Annotated in this window: 20 protein-coding genes and 1 pseudogene; 13 read left to right on the top strand and 8 right to left on the bottom strand. The window is 61.7% G+C overall.

What is annotated here, in order from left to right:
* Positions 1-63: 63 nt before the first annotated feature.
* Positions 64-1542, bottom strand: coding sequence for a helicase HerA-like domain-containing protein (locus HX817_RS25130; protein ID WP_008432355.1), 1479 nt, complete (start codon positions 1540-1542; stop codon positions 64-66).
* Between the two features lie 196 nt (positions 1543-1738).
* On the opposite strand from HX817_RS25130, the pseudogene HX817_RS31660 reads away from it, so the two are divergent.
* Positions 1739-2770: pseudogene (locus HX817_RS31660) on the top strand (cache domain-containing protein); the annotation flags it as partial.
* A gap of 93 nt (positions 2771-2863) precedes the next feature.
* The gene (locus HX817_RS31655; RefSeq protein ID WP_371132408.1) at positions 2864-3628 is read left to right on the top strand and encodes a methyl-accepting chemotaxis protein; all 765 of its coding nucleotides are present in this window, start codon (positions 2864-2866) and stop codon (positions 3626-3628) included.
* 10 nt (positions 3629-3638) lie between these two features.
* Here the strand turns inward: HX817_RS31655 and HX817_RS25120 are convergent, their stop codons facing one another.
* Together HX817_RS25120 and purU are read right to left on the bottom strand one after the other, a co-directional pair.
* Positions 3639-3839, bottom strand: a complete 201-nt coding sequence (locus HX817_RS25120) for a hypothetical protein (protein ID WP_023659227.1) — start codon at positions 3837-3839, stop codon at positions 3639-3641.
* Between the two features lie 84 nt (positions 3840-3923).
* Positions 3924-4772: a formyltetrahydrofolate deformylase gene (gene purU, locus HX817_RS25115; RefSeq protein WP_003209762.1), complete on the bottom strand. Its 849-nt coding sequence runs from the start codon at positions 4770-4772 to the stop codon at positions 3924-3926.
* 349 nt (positions 4773-5121) lie between these two features.
* Between purU and mvaT the strand changes: the two genes are divergently transcribed.
* A complete protein-coding gene (gene mvaT / locus HX817_RS25110) occupies positions 5122-5496 on the top strand; it encodes a histone-like nucleoid-structuring protein MvaT (RefSeq protein ID WP_008432352.1) in 375 nt (124 codons plus the stop codon).
* Positions 5497-5586: 90 nt separating this feature from the next.
* Here the strand turns inward: mvaT and sbcB are convergent, their stop codons facing one another.
* Positions 5587-7014, bottom strand: coding sequence for an exodeoxyribonuclease I (sbcB, locus tag HX817_RS25105; protein ID WP_003214166.1), 1428 nt, complete (start codon positions 7012-7014; stop codon positions 5587-5589).
* A 189-nt stretch (positions 7015-7203) separates the two neighbouring features.
* Here sbcB and HX817_RS25100 point away from each other — a divergent pair, with 189 nt between their 5' ends.
* Genes HX817_RS25100 through HX817_RS25075 form a run of 6 tightly spaced genes read left to right on the top strand, consistent with a single transcriptional unit; the run spans position 7204 to position 13859 of the window.
* Positions 7204-7896 (top strand): RDD family protein, encoded by a 693-nt coding sequence (locus HX817_RS25100; protein WP_003214165.1) that lies wholly within the window; start codon positions 7204-7206, stop codon positions 7894-7896.
* A complete protein-coding gene (locus tag HX817_RS25095) occupies positions 7893-8873 on the top strand; it encodes a stage II sporulation protein M (RefSeq protein WP_003214164.1) in 981 nt (326 codons plus the stop codon). Before HX817_RS25100 ends, HX817_RS25095 begins: the two co-directional genes overlap by 4 nt.
* Entirely contained in the window at positions 8860-10389 is a 1530-nt protein-coding gene (locus HX817_RS25090; protein ID WP_177041496.1) for a DUF4129 domain-containing protein, read from the top strand. Before HX817_RS25095 ends, HX817_RS25090 begins: the two co-directional genes overlap by 14 nt.
* Complete coding sequence (locus HX817_RS25085; protein WP_177041495.1) at positions 10386-11543, top strand: DUF4350 domain-containing protein; 1158 nt, start codon at positions 10386-10388, stop codon at positions 11541-11543. Before HX817_RS25090 ends, HX817_RS25085 begins: the two co-directional genes overlap by 4 nt.
* Positions 11540-12520, top strand: a complete 981-nt coding sequence (locus tag HX817_RS25080) for a MoxR family ATPase (protein ID WP_008432346.1) — start codon at positions 11540-11542, stop codon at positions 12518-12520. The genes HX817_RS25085 and HX817_RS25080 overlap by 4 nt, the downstream gene beginning before the upstream one ends.
* 7 nt (positions 12521-12527) lie before the next feature.
* Positions 12528-13859, top strand: a complete 1332-nt coding sequence (locus tag HX817_RS25075; RefSeq protein WP_177041493.1) for a DUF58 domain-containing protein — start codon at positions 12528-12530, stop codon at positions 13857-13859.
* Between the two features lie 16 nt (positions 13860-13875).
* Here the strand turns inward: HX817_RS25075 and HX817_RS25070 are convergent, their stop codons facing one another.
* Together HX817_RS25070 and HX817_RS25065 are read right to left on the bottom strand one after the other, a co-directional pair.
* Positions 13876-14235 (bottom strand): PilZ domain-containing protein, encoded by a 360-nt coding sequence (locus HX817_RS25070; RefSeq protein ID WP_008432342.1) that lies wholly within the window; start codon positions 14233-14235, stop codon positions 13876-13878.
* A gap of 226 nt (positions 14236-14461) precedes the next feature.
* Positions 14462-14836, bottom strand: a complete 375-nt coding sequence (locus HX817_RS25065; RefSeq protein WP_003214151.1) for a tol-pal system YbgF family protein — start codon at positions 14834-14836, stop codon at positions 14462-14464.
* 175 nt (positions 14837-15011) lie between these two features.
* On the opposite strand from HX817_RS25065, the gene pyk reads away from it, so the two are divergent.
* The gene (pyk, locus tag HX817_RS25060) at positions 15012-16463 is read left to right on the top strand and encodes a pyruvate kinase (RefSeq protein WP_003214149.1); all 1452 of its coding nucleotides are present in this window, start codon (positions 15012-15014) and stop codon (positions 16461-16463) included.
* A 199-nt stretch (positions 16464-16662) separates the two neighbouring features.
* Here pyk and HX817_RS25055 read toward each other — a convergent pair whose 3' ends face one another.
* Positions 16663-17412: an enoyl-CoA hydratase-related protein gene (locus tag HX817_RS25055; RefSeq protein ID WP_177041491.1), complete on the bottom strand. Its 750-nt coding sequence runs from the start codon at positions 17410-17412 to the stop codon at positions 16663-16665.
* Between the two features lie 30 nt (positions 17413-17442).
* Positions 17443-18375, bottom strand: a complete 933-nt coding sequence (locus HX817_RS25050; protein ID WP_177041488.1) for an iron-sulfur-binding ferredoxin reductase — start codon at positions 18373-18375, stop codon at positions 17443-17445.
* 216 nt (positions 18376-18591) lie between these two features.
* Here HX817_RS25050 and HX817_RS25045 point away from each other — a divergent pair, with 216 nt between their 5' ends.
* From HX817_RS25045 to HX817_RS25035, 3 genes are all read left to right on the top strand, one after another.
* Positions 18592-20115, top strand: coding sequence for a fumarate hydratase (locus HX817_RS25045; RefSeq protein WP_003214142.1), 1524 nt, complete (start codon positions 18592-18594; stop codon positions 20113-20115).
* 216 nt (positions 20116-20331) lie between these two features.
* Positions 20332-22098, top strand: a complete 1767-nt coding sequence (locus HX817_RS25040; RefSeq protein ID WP_003214141.1) for an ATP-binding protein — start codon at positions 20332-20334, stop codon at positions 22096-22098.
* Positions 22092-23417: a sigma-54 dependent transcriptional regulator gene (locus HX817_RS25035; RefSeq protein ID WP_008435499.1), complete on the top strand. Its 1326-nt coding sequence runs from the start codon at positions 22092-22094 to the stop codon at positions 23415-23417. Before HX817_RS25040 ends, HX817_RS25035 begins: the two co-directional genes overlap by 7 nt.
* The last annotated feature ends 132 nt before the right edge of the window (positions 23418-23549 follow it).

Below are 23549 nucleotides of genomic sequence, written 5' to 3'. Positions count from 1 at the left end.
CTGGATATATTGACTGATCCACCGCTTTCGCGAGCAAGCCCGCTCCCACATTTGATCCCATCGTTATTTACGTTTGCTGCCGCCTAACAAAGACCCCAGTAACCCGCGCACCAACTGCCGGCCCATCTGATTGGCCGCCTGTTGCATCGCCGATTTCAGTGCCTTGCCTGCCGTAGTACCGAGGAAAGCACCGGCCTTGTCGGTAAAGCTTGGCTCTTCAGCGGCGGGCGTCGAATCCTCTTGCGGGCCCAAGTCCTTGCGCGCCATCAACACTTCGTACGCCGACTCACGGTCAATCGGCTTGTCATAACGCCCCTGCAATGGCGAACTGGCAATCAGTGCTGCCCGCTCAGCTTCGCTCAGTGGCCCGATCCGCGATTGCGGCGGTGCTACCAGTACGCGTTGGACTACTTCAGGCGTCCCCTTTTCCTGCAAGGTTCCCACCAATGCCTCACCTGTACCCAACTCGGTCAGCACCGCCAGCGCATCAAATGCCGGATTGGGCCGGAAACCATCGGCCACCGCCCGCAGGGACTTCTGCTCCTTGGTGGTGAACGCCCGCAGCCCGTGCTGGATGCGCAAGCCGAGTTGCGCCAGCACGGTGTCCGGCAAGTCCCCGGGAGACTGGGTGACGAAATACACACCGACGCCTTTCGAGCGAATCAGCCGCACCACTTGCTCCAGGCGATCCTGCAGGGCCTTGGGGGTGTCGGCAAACAACAGATGCGCCTCATCGAAAAACAGCGCCAGCAGCGGCTTGTCGGCATCGCCACGTTCCGGCAGTTGCTCGAACAGTTCGGCCAACAGCCAAAGCAGGAAGGTCGCGTAGACCTTCGGCGCCTCATGCACCAGCCGGCTGGCGTCCAATAGATGAATACGCCCGCGGCCGTCACTGGCCGGTTGCAGGATGTCTTCGAGTTGCAGCGCCGGCTCGCCGAACAACGCTTCGGCACCCTGCTGCTCCAGCACCGCCAGGCGCCGCAACAGCGCCTGGCTGGAACCGGTGGTCATCAAGGCCGCGTCTTCCCCGAGCAACTCCGGGTGATAGCGCAAATGGTTCAGCAGCGCCTTGAGGTCCTTGAGGTCCAGCAACAACAGGCCTTCACGATCGGCCACCTTGAAGGCTGCGTAGAGGGCCGATTGCTGGCTGTCGGTGAGCTCCAACAGGCTGCCGAGCAAAAGCGGGCCCATTTCACTCATGGTGGTGCGCAACGGATGACCGGACTGGCCGTGGATATCCCACAACGTCACCGGATACGCCTTGGGCGTGTAATTAAGGAAAGGCATGCCGGCTATGCGCTCGGCGACCTTGCCCTGAGGGTTGGCCGCAGCGCCCAGGCCACACAGGTCACCCTTGATATCGGCGGCAAATACCGCGACCCCGGCGTCGCTGAAAGCTTCCGCCAGGCGCTGCAAGGTCACGGTCTTGCCGGTGCCGGTGGCGCCTGCGATCAAGCCGTGGCGGTTGGCCAGGCGCATCGACTGGGCAATCGGCTGGCCCTGAAGATCTGCACCAATAATGAGTTGCGAGGAGTCAGGCATTTTGTCACCCATGGTTAATCTTTGGCGCTGAATGGTCGATACAGATAAAGCGAGAGACCCAAAAAGTCTTGGAAAAACAGGCCGGATAATTCCTGCAGGAGCAGATGGAAATATCACACTTTTTTTGACGCAGCCATTCCGCGCGTCCCAGAAGGACGTGCATCGGATATTAAGACCATAGCGGACCCCACAAGCCATGAATAAAAATCTGCGTTTCAGCCATAAAATCCTGCTTGCCGCCGCTCTTGTCGTCATTGCCGCCTTTGCGTTGTTTACCCTCTACAACGACTACTTGCAGCGTAATGCGATTCGCGACGACCTGAACAACTACCTGCATGAAATGGGCGATGTCACTGCCAGCAACATCCAGACCTGGCTTACCGGGCGCATAGTGCTGATAGAAAGCGCCGCACAGAACATCGCCATCAACCCGGATTCAACCAGCGTCGCCAGCCTTCTGGAACAGAAGGCCCTGACGTCCTCGTTCATGGCCACGTACCTTGGCGACAGCAAGGGCGGATTCGTCATCCGCCCCGATACCAAGATGCCCGACGGCTTCGACCCACGGGTACGCCCCTGGTACAAGGGCGCGCAGGGCAGCAACGGCTCAACCCTGACCGAACCCTACATTGACGCGGCCACCGGCCAGTTGATCATCTCCATCGCCACCCCCAGCACCAAGGCCGGCCAGAGTGTCGGCGTGGTGGGCGGCGACCTGAGCCTGCAAACCCTGGTAGACAACATCGGTGCCCTGAACTTCGGCGGCATGGGTTATGCCTTCCTGGTCAGTGCCGACGGCAAAGTGCTGGTACACCCGGACAAGGGCCTGGTGATGAAAACCCTGGCCGACGTCTATCCGAACAACACCCCCAGGATCAGCAGCGACTTCAGTGAAGTCGAGGTAAACGGCAAGACACGTATCGTCACCTTTACCCCGATCAAGGGCCTGCCCTCGGTGAACTGGTACCTCGGCCTGTCGGTGGATAAAGACAAGTCCTTCGCCATGCTCAGTGAGTTCCGCACCTCGGCGATCATCGCCACGATCATCGCCGTGGTCATCATCATCGCCCTGCTGGGCATGCTGATTCGCATCCTCCTGCAGCCACTGCACGTCATGACCCGCGCCATGGAAGACATCGCCGACGGTGAAGGCGACCTGACCCGCCGCCTGACCATCCAGAACCACGACGAATTCGGCGTGCTTGGCAGCGCTTTCAATCGTTTCGTGGAGCGGATTCACACCTCGATTCGCGAAGTTTCCTCGGCCACCGAGCAGGTCAATGAAGTGGCCCTGCGGGTGGTCAGCGCCTCCAATTCCTCGATGGTCAATTCCGACGAGCAGGCCAACCGGACCAACAGCGTCGCGGCCGCGATCAACGAGCTGGGGGCCGCCGCCCAGGAAATCGCCCGCAACGCCGCACAGGCCTCCAACCAGGCCAGCGATGCCCGGCACTTGGCCGAAGACGGTCAGCAAGTGGTGGAACGCAATATCAAGGCGATGAACCAGTTGTCGCAGATGATCAGCGCCTCCAGCACCAATATCGAAGCGCTTAACAGCAAGACAGTGAACATCGGGCAGATTCTGGAAGTGATCACCAGCATTTCCCAGCAAACCAACCTGCTGGCCCTCAACGCGGCGATTGAAGCCGCACGGGCCGGGGAAGCCGGGCGCGGCTTTGCGGTGGTGGCCGATGAAGTGCGCAACCTGGCGCACCGCACCCAGGAGTCGGCGCAGCAGGTGCAGAAGATGATCGAGGAGCTGCAAGTCGGCGCCCGGGATTCGGTCAGCACCATGAGCGAAAGCCAGCGGCACAGCCAGGACAGTGTGGAAATCGCCAACCTGGCGGGCGAGCGCCTGAACAGCGTGACCCAGCGCATCGGCGAAATTGACGGGATGAACCAGTCGGTAGCCACCGCTACCGAGGAACAGACCTCGGTGGTGGAGTCAATCAACATGGACATCACCGAGATCAACACCCTCAATCAGGAAGGTGTGGAAAACCTGCAATCAACCTTGCGGGCCTGTTCCGACCTGGAACAGCAAGCGGCGCGCTTGAAACAACTGGTGGGTAGTTTCCGGATTTGATCCCGCCGGGTCAGCGGCTGCCTTGCACAGCCGCTGACGCCTTTTCTTCAGGCAATTCGGATGTGTCCTGCAATTGTTCCCACAACTCGGCGGCGCCTGGAAACTCGGTGCCGTCCTCACTGCTCAGGTCATCCGGGTCATATCGACTCAAACAACCCTCTCCCAGCGTCGCGGGGGCTTTGGAAGTCGCCTTGTCCAGTGGATCGCTCATGCTCCAGTCCTCACCCGCGCTCAAAAAAAGGGCCTGTAGCGATTTAACGCCCAGGCCCTTCATTCTTCAATCAAAACACTTCAATCAGAACACGACAGTCTTGTTGCCGTGCACCAGTACCCGGTCTTCCAGGTGATAGCGCAGGCCGCGAGCCAGCACCATCTTCTCGACGTCACGGCCAAAACGGACCATGTCTTCGATGCTGTCGCTATGGCTGACACGCACCACGTCCTGCTCGATGATGGGACCGGCGTCCAACTCTTCGGTGACGTAGTGGCACGTTGCACCGATCAGCTTCACGCCACGCAGGGATGCCTGGTGATACGGCTTGGCACCCACAAACGATGGCAGGAAACTGTGGTGAATATTGATCACCTTGCCAGCGTATTCACTGCACAACTCCGGCGGCAGAATCTGCATGTAGCGCGCCAGTACCACGACGTCCGCATCGTGCTGCTTGACCAGGCGCGAGACCTCGGCAAAGGCCGGCTCCTTGTCCTGCGGGTTGACCGGGACGTGGTAGTACGGAATGCCATGCCACTCGACCATGCTGCGCAGGTCGTCATGGTTGGAAATCACGCAGGAGATTTCGCAGTCCAGTTCATCGCTGTGCCAGCGGTGCAGCAGGTCTGCCAGGCAGTGGGACTCACGACTGGCCATCAGGACCACGCGTTTTTTCTGTTCCGTGTCGGTGATGCGCCAGGTCATCGAGAACTCTTCAGCGATCGGCGCAAATGCCTCGCGAAATGCCTCTAGACCAAAGGGCAGCGTATCGGCACGAATTTCGTGACGCATGAAAAACCAGCCGCTGAGATTGTCCGAGTGATGGCTCGCTTCGGTGATCCAACCGTTGTGGGAAGCCAGAAAGTTACTGACCTTGGCAACGATGCCAACCCGGTCCGGGCAAGCAATCACCAGCCGAAAAGTGCGCATTAGGGGGAAACTCCAGAACTTCGCAAAGGCCGCCATTCTAGCGATTGCGCAGAAAAACTGCAGTATTCCTCAACGCTTATTCTGATCGGCTGCGTCAACCCTGCCCCTTAATAGCGTAAGGTTTTTCCCCACTATGTGTGCAAACGCGTGGACTCCGGCAGTAAGCCAAGACTTAACCAGAGTATCTTTAGGCCATCCCCCTTACTAATTAACTCAATTCCACGCTTTTGCCACAAACAACCAAAGTAAATTACATAAATGCGGCCTTAAATGTTTACTTGGGCAAACTGTCTGACTATTATTGAGCCACTATCCCCTTTCACCCAGCGCCCTGCATAAGGTAGTCCCCATGTCCCTGATCAACGAATATCGCGCCACCGAAGAAGCTATCAAAGAGCTGCAAGCCCGTTTGAAGAACCTGTCCCAAGACGACAAACTGCAAACCGAGCTGGAATTCGAAGGCAAATTGCGCACCCTGATGGGCGAATACTCCAAATCCCTGCGTGACATCATCGCGCTGCTGGATCCGGATTCGAAAGTTAAGGCTCCACGTGGCGCCGTAAAAACTACCGGCACCAAGCGTGCACGCAAGGTTAAACAATACAAAAACCCGCACAACGGCGAAGTGATTGAAACCAAAGGTGGCAACCACAAGACTCTGAAAGAGTGGAAAGCCAAGTGGGGCGGCGACGTGGTTGAAGGCTGGGCTACCCTGCTGGGCTAAGCCTCGCCAGGACGCTGCGTGATACGCAACGCAATAAAAAACGCCAGCTTGCTGGCGTTTTTTATTGTCCGTATTTTACCGGGAAGCTGATTACAGACTCATTCGAGTCGCTAAGGCATCAACATACTCCTGCCATTCATCAAGCACCTGGCGCTGAAACGGTGTGGCACTAACAGCCAACTCAAGACACGCCTGCTTAAAACCCTCAAGGGTGTTTGGCGCGCCCCATTGAGGGTCTGACAAACGTTGCTGACAGAAAACTCTCCAGCGTTGTTGCTCTTCACTATTCAAGGTGTCTGGAAAGTTGCGTGCACGATAGCGAAATAATAATTCAGGCAAACGTTCATCATCGAAAGGCCATTGCTGGCGCGCTAGTTGCGCCGGCTCGGCGACTCTCACTTGCTCACATAAACGTCGATCACGATCCCCGATAAAACCATCGTATAGCTGCTGCTCGGGATCGGCGCTTGGCGCAAAATCTTCCTCGGCGTAAATCGCCGCCAGTTTATCGCGCCATAGTTCCTGTGCGTCGCTTAGCCGCAGGGCCCGCGCATCACACTCATCCATATCCAGCTGCAAACGCTCGCGGTCTTGCGGCCGAAGCACGCTCAACGGTGCGACCACCGGGCAACGATTGATGTGCAGCAACTTGAGCGGTACCGGCAACTCACCTTCGGCCAGCTCGTCGCGGCGAGTATATAAGCGCCGGCGCAAGGTATCGGCGTCCTCGTCCAACAGCCCTTGCGGATCGAGACCCAGGTCGCAGACGATCAATGCATTGCGATTGCGCGGGTGCCACGCCAGCGGCAGCACCACCCCGAGGTAATGACGCTCGGCAGAAAAACGACCGGAAATATGCACCATCGGCTGCAACAACCGCACCTGGTCCATGACCCGTTGTTTGCTACGCAGTTGAAACAGCCAGTCATAGAGCTTGGGTTGCTTCTCGCGGATCAACCGGGCCAGGGCGATGGTGGCGCGCACATCGGACAAGGCGTCGTGGGCCTGGCCGTGGTCGATGCCGTTGGCGGCCGTCAACCGCTCAAGCTTGAGGGTGACGCGCCCGTCCTGTTCCGGCCAGACGATCCCGTCAGGGCGCAGGGCGTAGGCAGTGCGCACCACGTCGATCAGGTCCCAGCGGCTGTTGCCGCCTTGCCATTCCCGGGCATAGGGATCGAAGAAATTGCGGTACAAGCTGTAGCGCGTCATCTCATCGTCAAAACGCAAGGTGTTGTAGCCGGCCCCGCAAGTGCCCGGGGTGGCCAGCTCGGCGTGCACCCGGGTCATGAAGTCGGCTTCGGCCAGGCCTTTTTCCGCCAGCACGCCGGGAGTGATGCCAGTGATCGCGCACGCTGCCGGATGCGGCAGGATATCGTCGCTGGGGTGGCAGTAGAGATTGACCGGCGGCCCGACCTCGTTAAGCTCGAGGTCGGTGCGAATACCGGCTACCTGCAGCGGGCGGTCGGTACGCGGATTGATGCCGGTGGTTTCATAGTCGTACCAGAAAATGGTGGTCACGGGCTATTCCTGTGCTGAAGACCGGCAAAGTCTAGGCGCTTGCAGGCATCGGGGGCCAGCGCTGTGTTCCCTGTACAAATATTCAGTAAATCGTTGAGTGGTTGCTTCCACCGTCGACACTGCTAGCATCGGTCTTTCCAACCCCGCCGCTGCCGCCCAGGCGCCAGCGCCGCACTGCCAAGGACCGCGATGCCACCTGCGCCACTGGATACCCGCTACCAGATCGAGACCCCGGAGGGTATCGACCTGCCCCTGCGCCCGGCCGGCCTGCTGGTACGCTCACTGGCCTTTGCCTTCGACCTGGGTTTGCGCGGCCTGATTCTCGGCATCCTGTTTATCGCATTGGCCTTTCTCGGCAACCTGGGCATTGGCCTGGGTTCGCTGCTGCTGTTCCTCGTCAGTTGGTGGTACATGGTGCTTTTCGAAGTGCTCAACCAGGGCTGCTCGCCCGGCAAACAGGTCATGGGCCTGCGGGTGGTACAGGACGATGGCACGCCCATCGGCTGGTCCGCCTCGCTGATCCGTAACCTGCTGCGCTTTGTCGACATGCTGCCCTTCGGCTATTTCCTCGGCGCCATCAGTTGCCTGCAACACCCCAACTTCAAGCGCCTGGGCGACCTGGCGGCCGGGACTCTGGTGATCTACCGCGAACAACCGCTTTCCCGCCCGCAAGTGCCCCAGGCCCCGGCGCTGCGCCTGCCGTTCGCCCTTGAGCTGAACGAACAACGGGCGATTCTCAGCTTCGCCGAACGCCAGGGCGAACTGTCGGCCGAACGGGTCAACGAACTGGCCGCTATCCTGGCCACGCCCCTGCAGGTCTCCCCTGCCCGCGCCGTGGCAGAACTCAACGGTGTGGCCCGCGGATTGTTGGGGCCAGCATGAAACAGAGTCTTTTCGAAAGCCGCCATCAGCCACAATGGCAAGCCTTTGCCGAGCAATTGACGCAGTTGGAGAAAGGCAAAGCCAAAGGCGCCGACTTCGTCGACTTCCCTCATCAATACCGGCAGTTGTGCCAGCACCTGGCCCTGGCCCAGGAGCGCGGCTACAGCAGCTACCTGGTGGACCCGTTGCAGCAGCTTGCCTTGCGCGGCCATCAACAGTTGTATCGTCATCGCAGCCGGATGGGGGCAAACGTGCTGAGCTTCCTGCTGGCCGATTTCCCCAGGCTGGTTCGCGCGCAATGGCCATTTGTGCTGGCTGCCGGCCTGCTGTTCTTTGGCAGCCTGCTCGGCATTGCCTTGCTGGTGTACCTGTTTCCGGACTTGATCTACAGCATCGTCAGCCCTCGGCAGGTGGCCGAGATGCAGGCCATGTACAACCCCGATGCCAGCCGCCTGGGCCGGGCAGCCGAGCGCGCTTCCAGCGAAGACTGGATGATGTTCGGCTACTACGTGATGCACAACATCGGTATCGCCTTCCAGACCTTTGCCGCCGGGTTGCTGTTCGGCCTGGGCAGCGTATTTTTCCTGTTCTTCAATGGCCTGATCATTGGCGCCGTTGCCGGGCACCTGACGCAAATCGGCTACGGGCAAACGTTCTGGTCATTTGTCATCGGCCATGGCGCCTTCGAGCTCAGCGCAATTGCCCTGGCTGGCGCGGCTGGCCTGCAACTGGGCTGGGCGCTGATTGCACCGGGGCCCCTCACCAGAGGCGAATCCCTGCGCCTGGCCGCGCGCAAAAGTGTGCAAATGATTTGTGGTGTGATGGTGTTCCTGCTGATCGCCGCGTTTATCGAGGCGTACTGGTCGTCCACCAATGCCGTGGCGCCGTGGGTCAAGTACCTGGTCGGCACCGCCCTGTGGTTGCTGATGGCGGCCTACCTGCTGTTTGCCGGACGGAATCGCCATGCGCCTGAGTGATGCCAGCGTCGTGATCCGCCCGCGTACCTCCTGGGAGGCCATGGACCTCGGCATCCTGCTGGCCCGGGAACATCGACTGCTGTTGATGAGCAGTTGGGCCATCGTGACCTTGCCGGTCTTCGCCCTGTTCAGCGTGCTGCTGTGGAATCACCCCACCACGGCGCTGTTGCTGTTCTGGTGGTTGAAACCCGCCTTCGACCGCCTGCCACTGTATATCCTGTCCAAGGCCCTGTTCGGCGAAACACCCAGCCTGAAACAAGCGCTGCGCCAATCGCCGCAACTGCTCAAGGGCCAACTGCTGGCCAGCCTGACCTGGCGGCGCTTCAGCCTCAGCCGTAGCTTCGAGATGCCGGTGGTCCAGCTCGAAGGGCTGCAAGGCCAGGCGCGCCAACAACGTCTCGGGGTGTTGCAGCAGCGCAACGCAGGCGCCGCGCGCTGGCTGACCCTGATCGGGGTGCACCTGGAAATCGCCCTGTGGTTCGGGTTGATGGCCGTGTTCTATTTCTTCCTGCCGCAAGAGGTCGAACGCGACTGGGATTGGCAGCAACTGGTGCTCACCGCCGGCCACGACTGGCGTTGGCTGGAGCACCTGACCAACATGTTCTACGCCTTGATCCTGGTGTTCTGGGAGCCGATCTATGTCGCCTGTGGCTTCAGCCTTTACCTGAACCGCCGCACGGTGCTGGAAGCCTGGGACCTGGAACTGGTGTTCCGCCGAATGCGCCAGCGCCTGAGCGGTGTGGCGTCGCTGCTGTTGCTGGTGGCCGGGCTGACGCTGATTCCGCCGATCCCATCGGCATGGGCTGATGAACCGGTTCCCCAAACGCCGCTGACTACACAATCGGCCAGTCACTCGATCAAGACGCTGTTGGAGCAGCCACCGTTCAAGAACCCGGAAACGCTCACTCGCTACCGCTTCGGCGAGGATAAAGCAGCCGACAAAAACAAAGCGGCAGGTGATGCCAAGCTGCCAGCCTGGCTGGAAGCATTGCTGAAAAACCTCAACAGTGATTCGTTCAAGCACATCGCCAAGGGCCTTGAAGTACTGCTCTGGGGATTGCTGGCAGGTGGCCTGGCACTGGTGATCTGGCGCTACCGCGACTGGCTGCATGCCTTTGTCAGCCGCCGCAGCCCGCGCAAACCCAAGGCTGCCAAACCCGTGCCTTCGCAGCTGTTCGGCCTTGAACTGGGGGCTGACACCTTGCCCGAAGACATCGCAGGCGCCGCCGAACAGCTGTGGGCAACACAGCCCCGGGAAGCCCTCGGCCTGCTCTACCGTGGGTTGCTCAGCCGCTTGCTGCACGACTTCAACCTGCCGCTGAAAAGTGCCGACACGGAAGGTGAAGTCCTGGAATGTATCCGCCAACTGCAACAACCGCAGCTGCTGGCATTCAGCGGTGAGCTGACCCATTACTGGCAAAACCTTGCCTATGGCCATCGCCTGCCGCCTGCCTTGGTGCAACAACAGCTATGCAGCGATTGGCGAACCCTGTTCGGTTCGGGAGCGGCGCAATGAACCGGCCGTTGCTGTGGGTCGGGCTGCTGGTCGCGGGCTTGCTGGCAGCAGGCGGTTTTTATGCCTGGCACAAGGCGATTCCTTATCAGGAAGTGGTCGATCGCGGCCCTTCACCCGAAGCCCTGGCCAACCCCTACCTGGCAGCTGAACACTTTCTGCGCCGGCAGGGCCTGGTGGTGGAACATGCCAACAGCCTCGAACGGCTGGCCAGCCTTTCGCCCAAGGGCAACAGCCTGCTGTTGCTGGGCGAGCGCAGCAACATGAGCCCGCCCCAGGTTGATCAATTGCTGCAGTGGACCCGGGCTGGCGGCCATCTGCTGCTGGTAGCCGAAGCGCTGTGGGATGAGGACACCGGTGAAAGTGGCGACCTGTTGCTGGATCGTGTGCAGATACACCAATCCTTCAGTGAAGAATTCGACGCTCCGGCACCCGCGCGTAGAAAGAAAACGCCGGACCTGACCAAACTCTATGTGGACAACGAAACAGCGCCGGCCTATTTCAGCTTCGACACCGACTTCAACCTCACCGACCCCAGGCACCTGGCACAATTCTCGGCCAACAGCGCCCGGTCGACGCACCTGATGCAGGTCAACCTCGGGCAAGGGCGTGTGACCGTGGTCACCGACAGCGACCTGTGGAAAAACCCGGGCATCGGCCTGCACGATAACGCGTGGCTGCTCTGGTACCTGAGCCAGGGCACCCAGGTCACACTGCTGTTCAACACTGATGTCGAGGACCTGTTCAGCCTGTTGTTGCGCTACTTCCCCCAGGCACTGGTGGCACTTGCCGCACTGATCGCCCTGGGCCTCTGGCACGCCAGCATGCGCCAGGGTCCGATCCGGCAACCGGCGCCCAAGGCACGGCGGCAATTGCAGGAACACTTGAACGCCAGTGCCGACTTCCTGTTGCGCCGCAGCGGGCAAGACAGCTTGCTGCAAGCTTTGCAGCGCGACATCCAGCGCACCGCTCGGCGCCGTCATCCCGGGTTCGAACACCTCGATACAGCCGAACAATTGCGGGTGCTTGAACGCCTGACCCGCCAACCCTCCCTTGTTATCAGCCAGGCCCTTGGCCCACCTGCGACGAAACGGCTCTCCAGCGCCGATTTCAGCCGCCAGGTGGCCTGCCTGCAAACCCTCAGGAATGCCCTATGAGCGAATTTCCCGCCACTGACCCGATTCAGCGCGCCAGCCAACTGGCCCAGGCCTTGCGCGTCGAACTGCGCAAGGCGGTTATCGGTCAGGACCCGGTGATCGATGACGTGCTCACGGCGTTGATCGCGGGCGGCCATGTGTTGCTTGAAGGGGTTCCCGGCCTGGGCAAGACCTTGCTGGTACGCGCGCTGGCACGCTGTTTTGGAGGCGAGTTCGCGCGCATCCAGTTCACCCCGGACCTGATGCCCAGCGACGTGACCGGCCATGCCGTATACGACCTGCATACCGAACAGTTCAAGCTGCGCAAGGGACCGTTGTTCACCAACCTGCTGTTGGCTGACGAGATCAACCGTGCCCCGGCGAAAACCCAGGCAGCGTTGCTGGAAGCCATGCAGGAACGCCAGGTAACCCTTGAAGGCGAGGCGCTGCCCATCGGCCAGCCGTTCATGGTACTGGCCACCCAGAACCCCATCGAGCAGGAAGGTACTTACCCGTTGCCCGAAGCCGAACTGGACCGTTTCATGCTCAAGGTGCGCATGGACTATCCCGAGGCACAGCAGGAACTGGACATGGTGCGCGAAGTCACCCGCTCGTCCCGAGCCGACATGCTCGACGTACAGCCGCTGCGCACGGTGCTGCAAGCCGAAGACGTGCTGCTGTTGCAACAGATTGCCAGCGAGTTGGCGCTGGATGAGCAGGTGCTCGACTACGCCGTGCGCCTGGCCCGCACTACGCGCAGTTGGCCGGGCCTGACCATCGGCGCCGGGCCCCGGGCCTCCATCGCCCTGGTTCGCGGTGCACGGGCGCGGGCCTTGCTGCGCGGGGGCGAGTTCGTGACCCCGGACGACATCAAGGGCTGCGCCCTGGCAGTGTTGCGCCATCGGGTGCGTATTGCCCCGGAGCTGGATATCGACGGGTTGGAAGTCGACCAGGTGCTCCGGCAATTGCTGGACCAGGTCCCGGCGCCACGCCAATGAGACGCCCATGAGACCAACCCGCCTGCTGTTGACCTGGCTCGGTGTACTGCTGGGCCTGAGTATCCTGCTCGGCGCACTGGTGGCGCTACAGGTCAAGGTGCCAGACGCCCTGCACTCAGTGACGTGGGGCCTGCTGCTGGCCCTGTTGCTGCTGGCCTTGCTGGATGCCAGCCGCCTGCGCCGCCGGCCGTCCCCGCGCGTGCGACGGCAGATGCCCGGCAGCCTGGCACTTGGGCGCTGGGGGGAAGTGCGGGTAAGCCTGGAGCACGATTATCCCCAGCCGTTGGCGGTCCAGGTATTCGATCATGTGCCTGACGGCTTGGCGGTGGAGGACCTGCCGCAGTCCATCGAACTGCGGCCCGGCGAGCACAGTGAACTGGGTTATCGGCTAAGGCCCCAAAGGCGCGGGCATTTCAGCTTTACCCGCTGTGAAGTGCATCTGCCCAGCGCCCTGGGGCTATGGTCGGCCCGGCGCCTGATCGACGTCAGCGACGCCACCCGGGTCTACCCGGACTTCGCACGCCTGTATGGTGCGCAGTTGCTGGCGGTGGACAACTGGCTCAACCAGCTGGGCGTACGCCAGCGGCAACGGCGTGGGCTGGGCCTGGAGTTTCACCAGCTGCGTGAGTTTCGCGAAGGTGACAGCCTGCGCCAGATCGACTGGAAAGCCACCGCCCGGCAACGCACGCCCATTGCCAGGGAGTACCAGGACGAGCGCGACCAGCAGATTATGTTCATGCTCGATTGTGGCCGCCGTATGCGCAGCCAGGACGCCGAACTGTCGCACTTCGACCACGCGCTCAACGCCTGCCTGCTGCTCAGTTATGTAGCCTTGCGCCAGGGCGATGCCGTAGGGCTGTGCACCTTTGCCTGCGACCAGCCGCGCTACCTGGCGCCGGTCAAGGGCAGTGGCCAGCTCAACCTGTTGCTGAATGCGGTGTATGACCTGGACACGTCCCGGCGTACGGCCGATTACCAGGCGGCCGCCAGCCAACTGCTGGCCCGGCAGAAACGTCGCTCGCTGGTGATCGTAGTGACCAATTTGCGGGATGAGGAAGATGAAGAGTTACTCAGCGCCGTAAAGCGCATCAGCCGCCAGCACCGGGTAATGGTCGCAAGCCTGCGGGAGGAGGTCCTTGACCAGTTACGCCAGGCTCCCGTACAAACCCTGCCCGAAGCCCTGGCCTACTGCGGCACGATCAACTATCTCAATACCCGGGACGAGCTCCACGACCGCTTGAACGCCCACGGGCTGTCGGTACTGGACACACTGCCTTCGGACCTGGGCGCCGCCCTGGTGACCCGCTACCTGGGCTGGAAAAAAGCCGGCGCGCTATGAACGCCGGATGCAGCACCTAGGCAGAGGCCTGCAACGGATCAAAGCTGAAGTAATCCAGCAGCGCGCTGATCACCTCCCCATATTCGGCAGGGGCCTGGGATATGCTGAACCCGGAATCGTAATGCTGGGGGTTTATATCCTCATGACACCACAGGCAGGTGGCCGTGAGGTCTACCGCCTGCACCTCACCCTCAGGCCCGGGGATCTTCAAGCGCAGCTCGAACTCCACATCGACCATCATGGGTAACTGGCTGATCAACATCAGGCCCTGCTCGGAAACATTGCCCAGATAGCCGATTGGCTTGTCCGTCAGGCGGTTGAACACTTGAAGGAAGCAAGGTAACTGATGCCGCTCGATCCGTCGGTGAGTAAACATGATGAGGTCGCCATCCAATGGCCATATATGTGGCCGCTCCAGTGATTCGAAACGAGCCTGAGGGCCCGCTCTCCCCGGATATCGGTGCGACAACCGCAAACGGGTTGCCACTTTTACAGCTGCCAAATCCGGGAACGCCATCCGTTTGAATAGAAACTTATACAAACTGACATTCAAAGATTAGCCCAAGACTGGCAACGAGCCAGCTATGGCATGACAAATATCATCACAACGACGCCGGCCGCGGCTGGGCAACGCTCGCGCCGGGGTAATGCCCCAGTTGCTGCAGGGTATCCAAACGGGCACGGGCACGGAATGCGTACTCGCTCGCCGGGTACTGGCTGATGATGAACTGATAGGTTTGCGCCGCATCGACAAACAGCTTCTCGCGCTCCAGGCACTGCCCGCGCAACATCGAGACTTCCGGTTGCACGTAGCGCCGGGAACGGCTTTCACGGTCGACCTGGGACAACTCAAGGGTGACCCGCTGGCAATCGCCCACACCGTAGGCGCGGTACGCATTGTTCAAATGATGGTCCATCGACCAACGGGTGCAGCCGACAACACTGACGGCCAGGGCAGCAATGATCACGATTCGCATGGGGGTTCTCCTGTCTTGTGCAGTGTATCGACCCTTCATCGAAAATCTTCAAGGTTGTTCATCTGTTCATGCAGAGTGAAAACAAGCGAATCATCGATAAGTAGTGCAAACGAACAATGACTACAACCAAAGAGCATAGTAGCCTTCCCCAGCGCTTGAACTCAGGAGTCCGTGCATGTCCGTCCGTCGTACCAAAATCGTCGCCACCCTTGGCCCGGCCAGTAACTCGCCGGAAGTCCTCGAACAGCTGATTCTGGCTGGCCTGGACGTTGCCCGTCTGAACTTCTCCCACGGCACCCCGGACGAGCACAAGGCTCGCGCCAAGCTGGTGCGTGACCTGGCCGCCAAGCATGGCCGCTTCGTGGCGTTGCTGGGTGACCTGCAAGGCCCGAAAATCCGTATCGCCAAATTTGCCAACAAGCGGATCGAGCTGAAGATCGGTGACCAGTTCACCTTCTCCACCAGCCATCCCCTGACCGAAGGCAACCAGCAAGTCGTGGGTATCGACTACCCGGACCTGGTGAAAGACTGCGGCGTCGGCGACGAACTGCTGCTGGACGACGGCCGTGTGGTAATGCGCGTCGACACCGCCACCCCGACCGAACTGAATTGCACCGTGATCATCGGCGGCCCGCTGTCGGACCACAAAGGCATCAACCGTCGCGGCGGTGGCCTGACTGCCCCGGCCCTGACTGAAAAAGACAAGGCCGACATCAAGCTCGCCGCCGAAATGGAAGTGGACTACCTCGCGGTATCCTTCCCGCGCGACGCCGCCGACATGGAATACGCCCGTAAACTGCGCGACGAAGCCGGCGGCACTGCCTGGCTGGTGGCGAAGATCGAACGCGCCGAAGCCGTAGCCGATGACGAAACCCTCGACGGCCTGATCAAGGCTTCCGACGCCGTGATGGTTGCCCGTGGCGACCTGGGTGTGGAAATCGGTGACGCCGAGCTGATCGGTATCCAGAAGAAAATCATCCTGCACGCACGTCGCCACAACAAGGCGGTGATCGTTGCGACCCAGATGATGGAGTCGATGATCCAGAACCCGATGCCAACCCGTGCCGAAGTGTCCGACGTGGCCAACGCCGTGCTCGACTACACCGACGCCGTGATGCTTTCGGCTGAAAGTGCGGCTGGCCCGTACCCGCTGGAAGCCGTGCAGGCCATGGCACGCATCTGCGTCGGCGCTGAAAAGCACCCGACCAGCAAGACCTCCAGCCACCGTATCGGCAAGGTCTTCGAAAGCTGCGACCAGAGCATCGCCCTGGCGGCCATGTACACCGCCAACCACTTCCCGGGTGTGAAAGCGATCATCGCCCTGACCGAAAGTGGCTACACGCCGTTGATCATGTCGCGCATCCGTTCCTCGATCCCGATCTACGCGTTCTCCCCGCACCGCGAAACCCAGGCCCGTGCGGCCATGTTCCGCGGCGTCTACACCGTACCGTTCGACCCGGCATCGCTGCCGCCTGAGCAAGTCAGCCAGGCCGCGATCGACGAGTTGCTCAAGCGCGGCGTCGTGGAGAAAGGCGACTGGGTCATCCTGACCAAGGGCGACAGCTACCACACCATCGGCGGCACCAACGGCATGAAGATCCTGCACGTTGGCGACCCAATGGTCTGATTGACCGCTCGCTGAAAAACAAAAGCCCTGCCATGTGAATGGCGGGGCTTTTTGCATTGCAAATTGGCTTGTGTGTTGGCTTTACTGGCCTATTCGCGAGCAAGCCCGCTCCCACATTTGATCGCGTACATCCTGAAGAAACACGGTCGAATGTGGGAGCGGGCTTGCTCGCGAAGACGGCCGACCAGTCAACGCTCATTCATCTCCGAGTGATAAACCCCGACAACGCCGCAATCGCCTCCGGCGACTTCAACCTCTGGGTAAACAACGCCCCCTCCTCCTCGATCACCTTGCGCAACTGCTCGCGATCAACGCTTTTCATCAGATGCTTGCTGACCTGTACCGCGCCCGGCGCCAGGGTCTCAAACCGTCCAGCAATTTCCCGCGCCTTGGCCAGGGCCGATTCACCGCTGCCCAATGCCTCGGTGGCAATGCCCCAGGCGGCAGCCTGTTCGCCGGTAAACCCTTCACCCAACAGCAGCAACTCCGCCGCCTTGGCATGCCCCAGCAAGCGCGGCAGGATCAAGCTGGACCCAAACTCCGGACACAGCCCCAGGTTGACGAACGGCATGCGCAACCGTGCATCCCGGCTGACATACACCAGGTCACAATGCAGCAGCAGCGTCGTGCCAATTCCCACCGCCACGCCCGCCACCGCCGCAATCACCGGCTTGCGGCAGTTGAGCAAGCTGCGCATGAAATTGAAGACCAGGCTGTCGAGATCCGCCGGCGGTTGTTCGAGGAAGTCGCCAATATCGTTACCGGCGGTGAAGCACTCGCTGCTGCCCTGGATCAGCACGGCATTCACGCTGGTATCGGCATCCGCCTGCTCCAGCGCCTCGGCCAATTGGCTGTACATGGCGCGGGTCAGGGCATTTTTCTTGTCCGGGCGGTTGAGCTGCAAAATCAGCAATCCGCGTTCGCGTTGCTGCAGGATGGCATCGGTCATGACAAATCTCGCGGCTGGGAAATTCAGCGCTCAACCACGGGGCAGGAACACATCGGCCAGCAGTTGATTGCGCGGCAGTCCGGCCAGGAACAGGCGCTTGGAAAAGGCCTCGACACTGGCCGGGTGCCCGCAGAGTAAAGCCAGAGTTTGCCGGGAAACAAGCCGCAGTTGCGCCAACGCCTGCGTCACCTCAGCCGCTGTCCATAGCTCAACGGTCACGTTCGGATGCGCACCAGCCAGCTGGGCCAATGGCCCGGCGAGGTAATGACCGCCCGCGTCATGGGCCAGGTGAATGACCCGGATGGCGCCCTGGTGATCCTGGCGCAAGGCCTCGCGCAACACGCCCCATAGCGGGCCGAGTCCGGTGCCCGAGGCCAGCAGCCAGAGCGGCCGCGATTGCCAGTCGGGGTCGTACTGCAACGCGCCGCCCCGCAATTCGCCCAGGCGCAGGCTGTCACCGGCCTTGAATTGGCGGGCGGCGTCGCTGAATTCGCCGGGCAGGCGGCAATCGATGTGAAATTCGAGAAACGGATCTTCCTGGGGCAGGCTGGCCAATGAATAAGGCCGCGCAACGCTGCCGGCCCACAACACCAGATGCTGCCCCGCCCGGTAGCGCAAGCCGCGTTCGGGTTGCAGCCGCAAGCGCAGTACACTCGGGGTCAACCAATCGACGCTCAGCACCGTCGCCGGCAACCCGTCACGCAGCGGGTCGAAGGCTTCGACCTGCAAGTCACCTGCGACCTGGCACTGGCACGCCAGGCGCCAGCCATCCTGGCGCTGCGCCGGGCTCAGGGCATCCGGCTGGTTGTCCTGGATATCACCCTGGCAACGCACCAGGCAGGCACGGCAGCTGCCGGCGCGGCAACTATAAGGCACGGCCACGCCCGCCTGGTTCAGGGCATCCAGCAGGTTGCTGCCGGCGGCTACCGACCAGTGGCGTTCACCGACGTGAAGTTCAGGCATCAAGGGTCTCGGATCAAAAAGGCGTCTACAGGGAATCACGCCCCGTAGAGTTTGACCATAGTCGGGTGTATCGGCCACCGTGGCGGGTTATACTGCCGCGCCTTTTTAGCGTCGCGCCTGCACCACTTTGGCGTGCCTTGGAAAGGTGGCTTCAGCCGACCGATGCAACACTGACGCCACCTTTATTGAATGTTCCCTTATAGAGGAGCGCGACTCATGACCGTGATCAAGCAAGACGACCTGATTCAGAGCGTTGCCGACGCCCTGCAATTCATTTCCTACTACCATCCCGTTGACTTCATCCAGGCGATGCACGAGGCCTACCTGCGCGAAGAATCGCCAGCGGCCCGTGACTCCATGGCTCAGATCCTGATCAACTCGCGCATGTGTGCCACCGGCCACCGCCCGATCTGCCAGGACACCGGGATTGTCACCGTATTTGTACGTGTAGGCATGGACGTGCGCTGGGATGGCGCCACCATGAGCCTGGACGACATGATCAACCAAGGCGTGCGCCAGGCCTACAACCTGCCGGAAAACGTCCTGCGGGCTTCGATCCTCGCCGACCCGGCCGGTGCGCGTAAAAACACCAAGGACAACACCCCTGCCGTGATCCACTACTCCATCGTCCCGGGTAACACCGTGGAAGTGGACGTGGCCGCCAAGGGCGGTGGTTCCGAGAACAAGTCGAAAATGGCCATGCTCAACCCGTCCGACTCGATCGTCGACTGGGTGCTCAAGACCGTTCCGACCATGGGCGCCGGCTGGTGCCCACCGGGCATGCTTGGCATCGGCATCGGCGGCACCGCCGAGAAAGCCGCGGTAATGGCCAAGGAAGTGTTGATGGAATCCATCGACATCCACGAGCTGAAGAAGCGCGGCCCGTCCAACCGTATCGAAGAGATGCGCCTGGAGCTGTTCGAGAAGGTCAACCAACTGGGCATCGGCGCCCAGGGCCTGGGTGGCCTGACCACCGTGCTCGACGTGAAAATCATGGACTACCCGACCCACGCGGCCTCGCTGCCGGTGTGCATGATCCCCAACTGCGCCGCCACCCGTCACGCGCACTTCGTGCTCGACGGTTCGGGCCCTGCATCGCTCGAAGCGCCACCGCTGGACGCCTACCCGGAAATCGTCTGGGAAGCCGGCCCGTCGGCCCGTCGCGTCAACCTCGACACCCTGACCCCGGAAGACGTGCAGAGCTGGAAGCCGGGCGAAACCGTGCTGCTCAACGGCAAGATGCTCACCGGTCGCGACGCCGCGCACAAGCGCATGGTCGAGATGCTGAACAAGGGCGAAACCCTGCCGGTGGACCTCAAGGGTCGCTTCATCTACTACGTCGGCCCGGTTGATCCGGTGCGCGAAGAAGTGGTAGGGCCTGCCGGTCCGACCACCGCCACGCGGATGGACAAGTTCACCCGCCAGATCCTCGAGCAAACCGGCCTGTTGGGCATGATCGGCAAATCCGAGCGCGGCCCGACCGCTATCGAAGCGATCAAGGACCACAAGGCGGTTTACCTGATGGCAGTGGGCGGCGCGGCTTACCTGGTGGCCCAGGCCATCAAGAAATCCCGCGTCGTGGCGTTCGCCGAGCTGGGCATGGAAGCGATCTACGAGTTCGACGTGAAAGACATGCCGGTCACCGTTGCCGTTGATAGCAAGGGCGAGTCGGTACACATCACCGGTCCTGCCATCTGGCAGAAAAAGATCAGTGAAAGCCTGGCGGTAGAAGTGCAGTAAGCATTTCCCCTGCAAGGATAAAAGGCGACCACTACGGTCGCCTTTTTTGTTTCATGCACCTCTCACTGTGGCGAGGGAGCTTGCTCCCGCTCCAGTGCGCAGCGCTCCCATTTTTTTGGGGCCGCTACGCGCCCCAGCGGGAGCAAGCTCCCTCGCCACAACAGCCATGCGCCTCATGCTATGGTGCTCGCCCCCAATTGCACTGTTCATCCTCGAATGATCGCGATTCCCCGGCCTTTGCGTTTGACCTTCTACTCCCTGCTGATCATCGCCGGTGCGATGCTGGCTGCCGCCCTGGCCACCCGCCACGCCGAACGCCTGGCCCTGGTGGATGACGCCGCCCGCGCCAATCAGCAGCTCATGCTTTATGGCAACTCCCTGCACACCCTGATCGAACGTTACCGCGCCCTGCCCGCCGTGCTGGCCCTGGACTCGGAAATGATCAGCGCCCTGAAGGGCCCGCTGGACACCGCCACCCAGGATTTGCTCAACCGCAAGCTGGAGCGCATCAACGGCGCCGCCCAGTCCTCGACCCTGGAACTGATGGACCGCAACGGCCTCGCCGTGGCCGCCAGCAACTGGAACCTGCCCAGCAGTTATGTGGGGCACAACTACGCGTTTCGCCCGTACTTCAGCCAGACCCTGAGCCAGGGCACCGGGCGTTTTTATGCAGTGGGGGTGACCACCGGGATTCCGGGGTATTTCCTCTCCAGCGCGGTGGTCGGCGAGAACGAACAGTTCCTCGGTGCCATGGTGGTCAAGCTGGAGTTCCCGGAACTGGAGCGCGAGTGGGCCCAGGGCAATGACCTGCTGCTGGTCAGCGATGCCCGGGGCATTGTGTTTATCGCCAATCAGCCGGGCTGGCGCTACCGCGCGCTGCGTCCGTTGTCGGACAGCGACCACGCCGAACTCAAGGCCACCCGCCAATACGACAAGAAACAATTGCTGCCGCTGGACACCGAAGCCTTGCAGCGCTTTGACGAAAACAGCCACCTGATGCGCGTCGACGGCCCCGATGGCAAGGCCAATTACATTTGGGAGTCCCTGCCGCTGAAGGCCGAAGGCTGGACCTTGCACCTGTTGCGCAAGCCACAGTTTGCCTTTGAAGACCAACGCAACGCCGGCCTCGCCGCCGCTGGTTCATGGCTGGCGCTGGTGTTCCTGGTGCTGTTCCTGACCCAGCGCTGGCGCCTCGCCCGCCTGCGCCAGCGCAGCCGCGAAGAACTTGAACAACTGGTGGAAGAACGCACCCGCGCCCTGCGCACCGCCCAGGATGGCCTGGTGCAATCCGCCAAACTGGCAGCGCTGGGGCAGATGTCTGCCGCCCTCGCTCACGAAATCAACCAGCCATTGACCGCCCAGCGCATGCAGTTGGCGACTCTGCGGCTGCTGCTGGACCATGGCCGGGTGGACGACGCCTACCAGGCCCTGACCCCGCTGGACGACATGCTCACACGCATGGCCGCGCTCACCGGCCACCTCAAGACCTTCGCCCGCAAGAGCCCCAGCGGCCTGCGCGAACGCCTCGACCTGGCGACGGTGGTGGACCAATCCCTGCACTTGCTCGATGCGCGCCTGCGGGACGAAGCCATCGGCACCGTACTGGACCTGACCCGCCCCGCCTGGGTACGCGGCGACGCGATCCGCCTCGAACAGGTGCTGATCAACCTGCTGCGCAACGCCCTCGACGCCATGGCCGACAAGCCACGCAAGCGCCTGGAGATCCGTCTGCACGCCGATCAGCAGCTATGGCACCTGACCGTCAGCGACAGCGGCGGCGGGATCGCCGAGGAAAACCTCAACAGCGTGTTCGACCCGTTCTTCACCACCAAGCCGGTAGGCGACGGGCTCGGCTTGGGGCTCGCCGTGTCGTACGCTATCGTCCACGAACTTGGCGGGCGCCTGAGCGCCGGCAATCAAGGTGACGGGGCGATCTTTACCCTGACCTTGCCCATCGCGCTGGAGACACCAGACCTATGTTGAATGCGGTGATTGTGGTCGACGACGAAGCCAGCATTCGCACGGCCGTCGAGCAATGGCTGAGCCTGTCGGGCTTTGAGGTGCAGTTGTTCGGCCGCGCCGAAGAATGCCTGGCGCAATTGCCGAGGGACTTTCCCGGGGTGATCCTGAGCGACGTGCGCATGCCCGGCCTCAGCGGCCTGGAGTTGCTGGCTGAAGTGCAGCGGCGTGACGCCGACCTGCCGGTGATTCTGCTCACCGGCCACGGCGATGTGCCGATGGCCGTCGAAGCCATGCGCGACGGCGCCTACGACTTCCTCGAAAAACCCTTCAGCCCCGAAGCCCTGCTCAGCAGCCTGCGCCGGGCGCTGGACAAGCGCGGGCTGGTGCTCGAAAACCGCCGCTTGCATCAGCAGGCCGATCACCGTGCCCAACTGGAATCGAGCCTGCTGGGGGTGTCCCGGGGTTTGCAGAACCTGCGCCGGCAAGTCCTGGACCTGGCCGGCTTGCCGGTCAATGTGTTGATTCGCGGCGAAACCGGCAGCGGCAAGGAGCTGGTCGCCCGTTGCCTGCATGATTTCGGCCCCCGGGCGAAGAAGCCGTTTGTGGCGCTGAACTGCGCGGCGATTCCCGAGCAGCTGTTTGAAGCCGAGCTGTTCGGCCATGAAAGTGGCGCGTTCACCGGCGCCCAGGGCAAGCGCATCGGCAAGCTGGAATACGCCAATGGCGGCACGCTGTTTCTCGATGAGATCGAAAGCATGCCGCTGGCCCAGCAGGTGAAATTGCTGCGGGTGTTGCAGGAGCAAAAACTCGAACGGCTCGGTTCCAATCAAAGCATCAAGGTGGACTTGCGGATCATCGCCGCCACCAAACCCGACCTGCTGGACGAAGCTCGCGCCGGGCGTTTTCGCGAGGACTTGGCCTATCGCCTGACCGTCGCACAACTGCGCCTGCCACCGCTGCGGGAACGCCGGGAAGACATTCCCCTGCTGTTCGAGCACTTTGCACAAAGCGCCGCCGAGCGCCTGGGCCGCAACTTCGCGCCGCTGAGCGGACCCGCGCTGGGGCGCCTGCTCAGCCATGACTGGCCGGGGAATGTGCGGGAGCTGGCCAATGCCGCGGAACGCCAGGTGCTGGGGCTGGGTGAACCGGAGCCGGAAGGCATCGAAGCCGGGCAATCGTTGGCGGCGCAGCAGGAAGCATTTGAAGCCCATTGCCTGAAAGCCGCGCTGACCCGGCACAAAGGCGATATCAAGGCGGTGCTGGCCGAGCTGCAGCTGCCACGGCGCACCTTCAATGAAAAAATGCAGCGCCATGGCCTGGCGCGGGATACGTTCCTCTAACCCGATCGTTCCCACGCTCCGCGTGGGAATGCAGCTCTGGACGCTCCGCGTCCGCCCTTAAAATCGTGACGCGGAGCGTCACAGGATGCGCTCCCACGCAGAGCGTGGGAGCGATCTTCGTCGGCGGTTTTC

The organism is Pseudomonas sp. C6002, assembly GCF_013385805.1.
Taxonomy (GTDB): domain Bacteria; phylum Pseudomonadota; class Gammaproteobacteria; order Pseudomonadales; family Pseudomonadaceae; genus Aquipseudomonas.
The sequence above is the reverse complement of the archived record's forward strand: the minus strand, read 5'-3'. Positions and strand labels throughout refer to the sequence as shown.

What these genes read in the sequence shown, in the direction of transcription:
- HX817_RS25130 (WP_008432355.1), bottom strand. Translation starts at nt 1,542, where the DNA reads ATGCCTGACTCCTCGCAACTCATTATTGGTGCAGATCTTCAGGGCCAG.
- HX817_RS31655 (WP_371132408.1), top strand. Translation starts at nt 2,864, where the DNA reads ATGGTCAATTCCGACGAGCAGGCCAACCGGACCAACAGCGTCGCGGCC.
- HX817_RS25120 (WP_023659227.1), bottom strand. Translation starts at nt 3,839, where the DNA reads ATGAGCGATCCACTGGACAAGGCGACTTCCAAAGCCCCCGCGACGCTG.
- purU (WP_003209762.1), bottom strand. Translation starts at nt 4,772, where the DNA reads ATGCGCACTTTTCGGCTGGTGATTGCTTGCCCGGACCGGGTTGGCATC.
- mvaT (WP_008432352.1), top strand. Translation starts at nt 5,122, where the DNA reads ATGTCCCTGATCAACGAATATCGCGCCACCGAAGAAGCTATCAAAGAG.
- HX817_RS25100 (WP_003214165.1), top strand. Translation starts at nt 7,204, where the DNA reads ATGCCACCTGCGCCACTGGATACCCGCTACCAGATCGAGACCCCGGAG.
- HX817_RS25095 (WP_003214164.1), top strand. Translation starts at nt 7,893, where the DNA reads ATGAAACAGAGTCTTTTCGAAAGCCGCCATCAGCCACAATGGCAAGCC.
- HX817_RS25090 (WP_177041496.1), top strand. Translation starts at nt 8,860, where the DNA reads ATGCGCCTGAGTGATGCCAGCGTCGTGATCCGCCCGCGTACCTCCTGG.
- HX817_RS25085 (WP_177041495.1), top strand. Translation starts at nt 10,386, where the DNA reads ATGAACCGGCCGTTGCTGTGGGTCGGGCTGCTGGTCGCGGGCTTGCTG.
- HX817_RS25080 (WP_008432346.1), top strand. Translation starts at nt 11,540, where the DNA reads ATGAGCGAATTTCCCGCCACTGACCCGATTCAGCGCGCCAGCCAACTG.
- HX817_RS25075 (WP_177041493.1), top strand. Translation starts at nt 12,528, where the DNA reads ATGAGACCAACCCGCCTGCTGTTGACCTGGCTCGGTGTACTGCTGGGC.
- HX817_RS25070 (WP_008432342.1), bottom strand. Translation starts at nt 14,235, where the DNA reads ATGTTTACTCACCGACGGATCGAGCGGCATCAGTTACCTTGCTTCCTT.
- HX817_RS25065 (WP_003214151.1), bottom strand. Translation starts at nt 14,836, where the DNA reads ATGCGAATCGTGATCATTGCTGCCCTGGCCGTCAGTGTTGTCGGCTGC.
- pyk (WP_003214149.1), top strand. Translation starts at nt 15,012, where the DNA reads ATGTCCGTCCGTCGTACCAAAATCGTCGCCACCCTTGGCCCGGCCAGT.
- HX817_RS25055 (WP_177041491.1), bottom strand. Translation starts at nt 17,412, where the DNA reads ATGACCGATGCCATCCTGCAGCAACGCGAACGCGGATTGCTGATTTTG.
- HX817_RS25050 (WP_177041488.1), bottom strand. Translation starts at nt 18,375, where the DNA reads ATGCCTGAACTTCACGTCGGTGAACGCCACTGGTCGGTAGCCGCCGGC.
- HX817_RS25045 (WP_003214142.1), top strand. Translation starts at nt 18,592, where the DNA reads ATGACCGTGATCAAGCAAGACGACCTGATTCAGAGCGTTGCCGACGCC.
- HX817_RS25040 (WP_003214141.1), top strand. Translation starts at nt 20,332, where the DNA reads ATGATCGCGATTCCCCGGCCTTTGCGTTTGACCTTCTACTCCCTGCTG.
- HX817_RS25035 (WP_008435499.1), top strand. Translation starts at nt 22,092, where the DNA reads ATGTTGAATGCGGTGATTGTGGTCGACGACGAAGCCAGCATTCGCACG.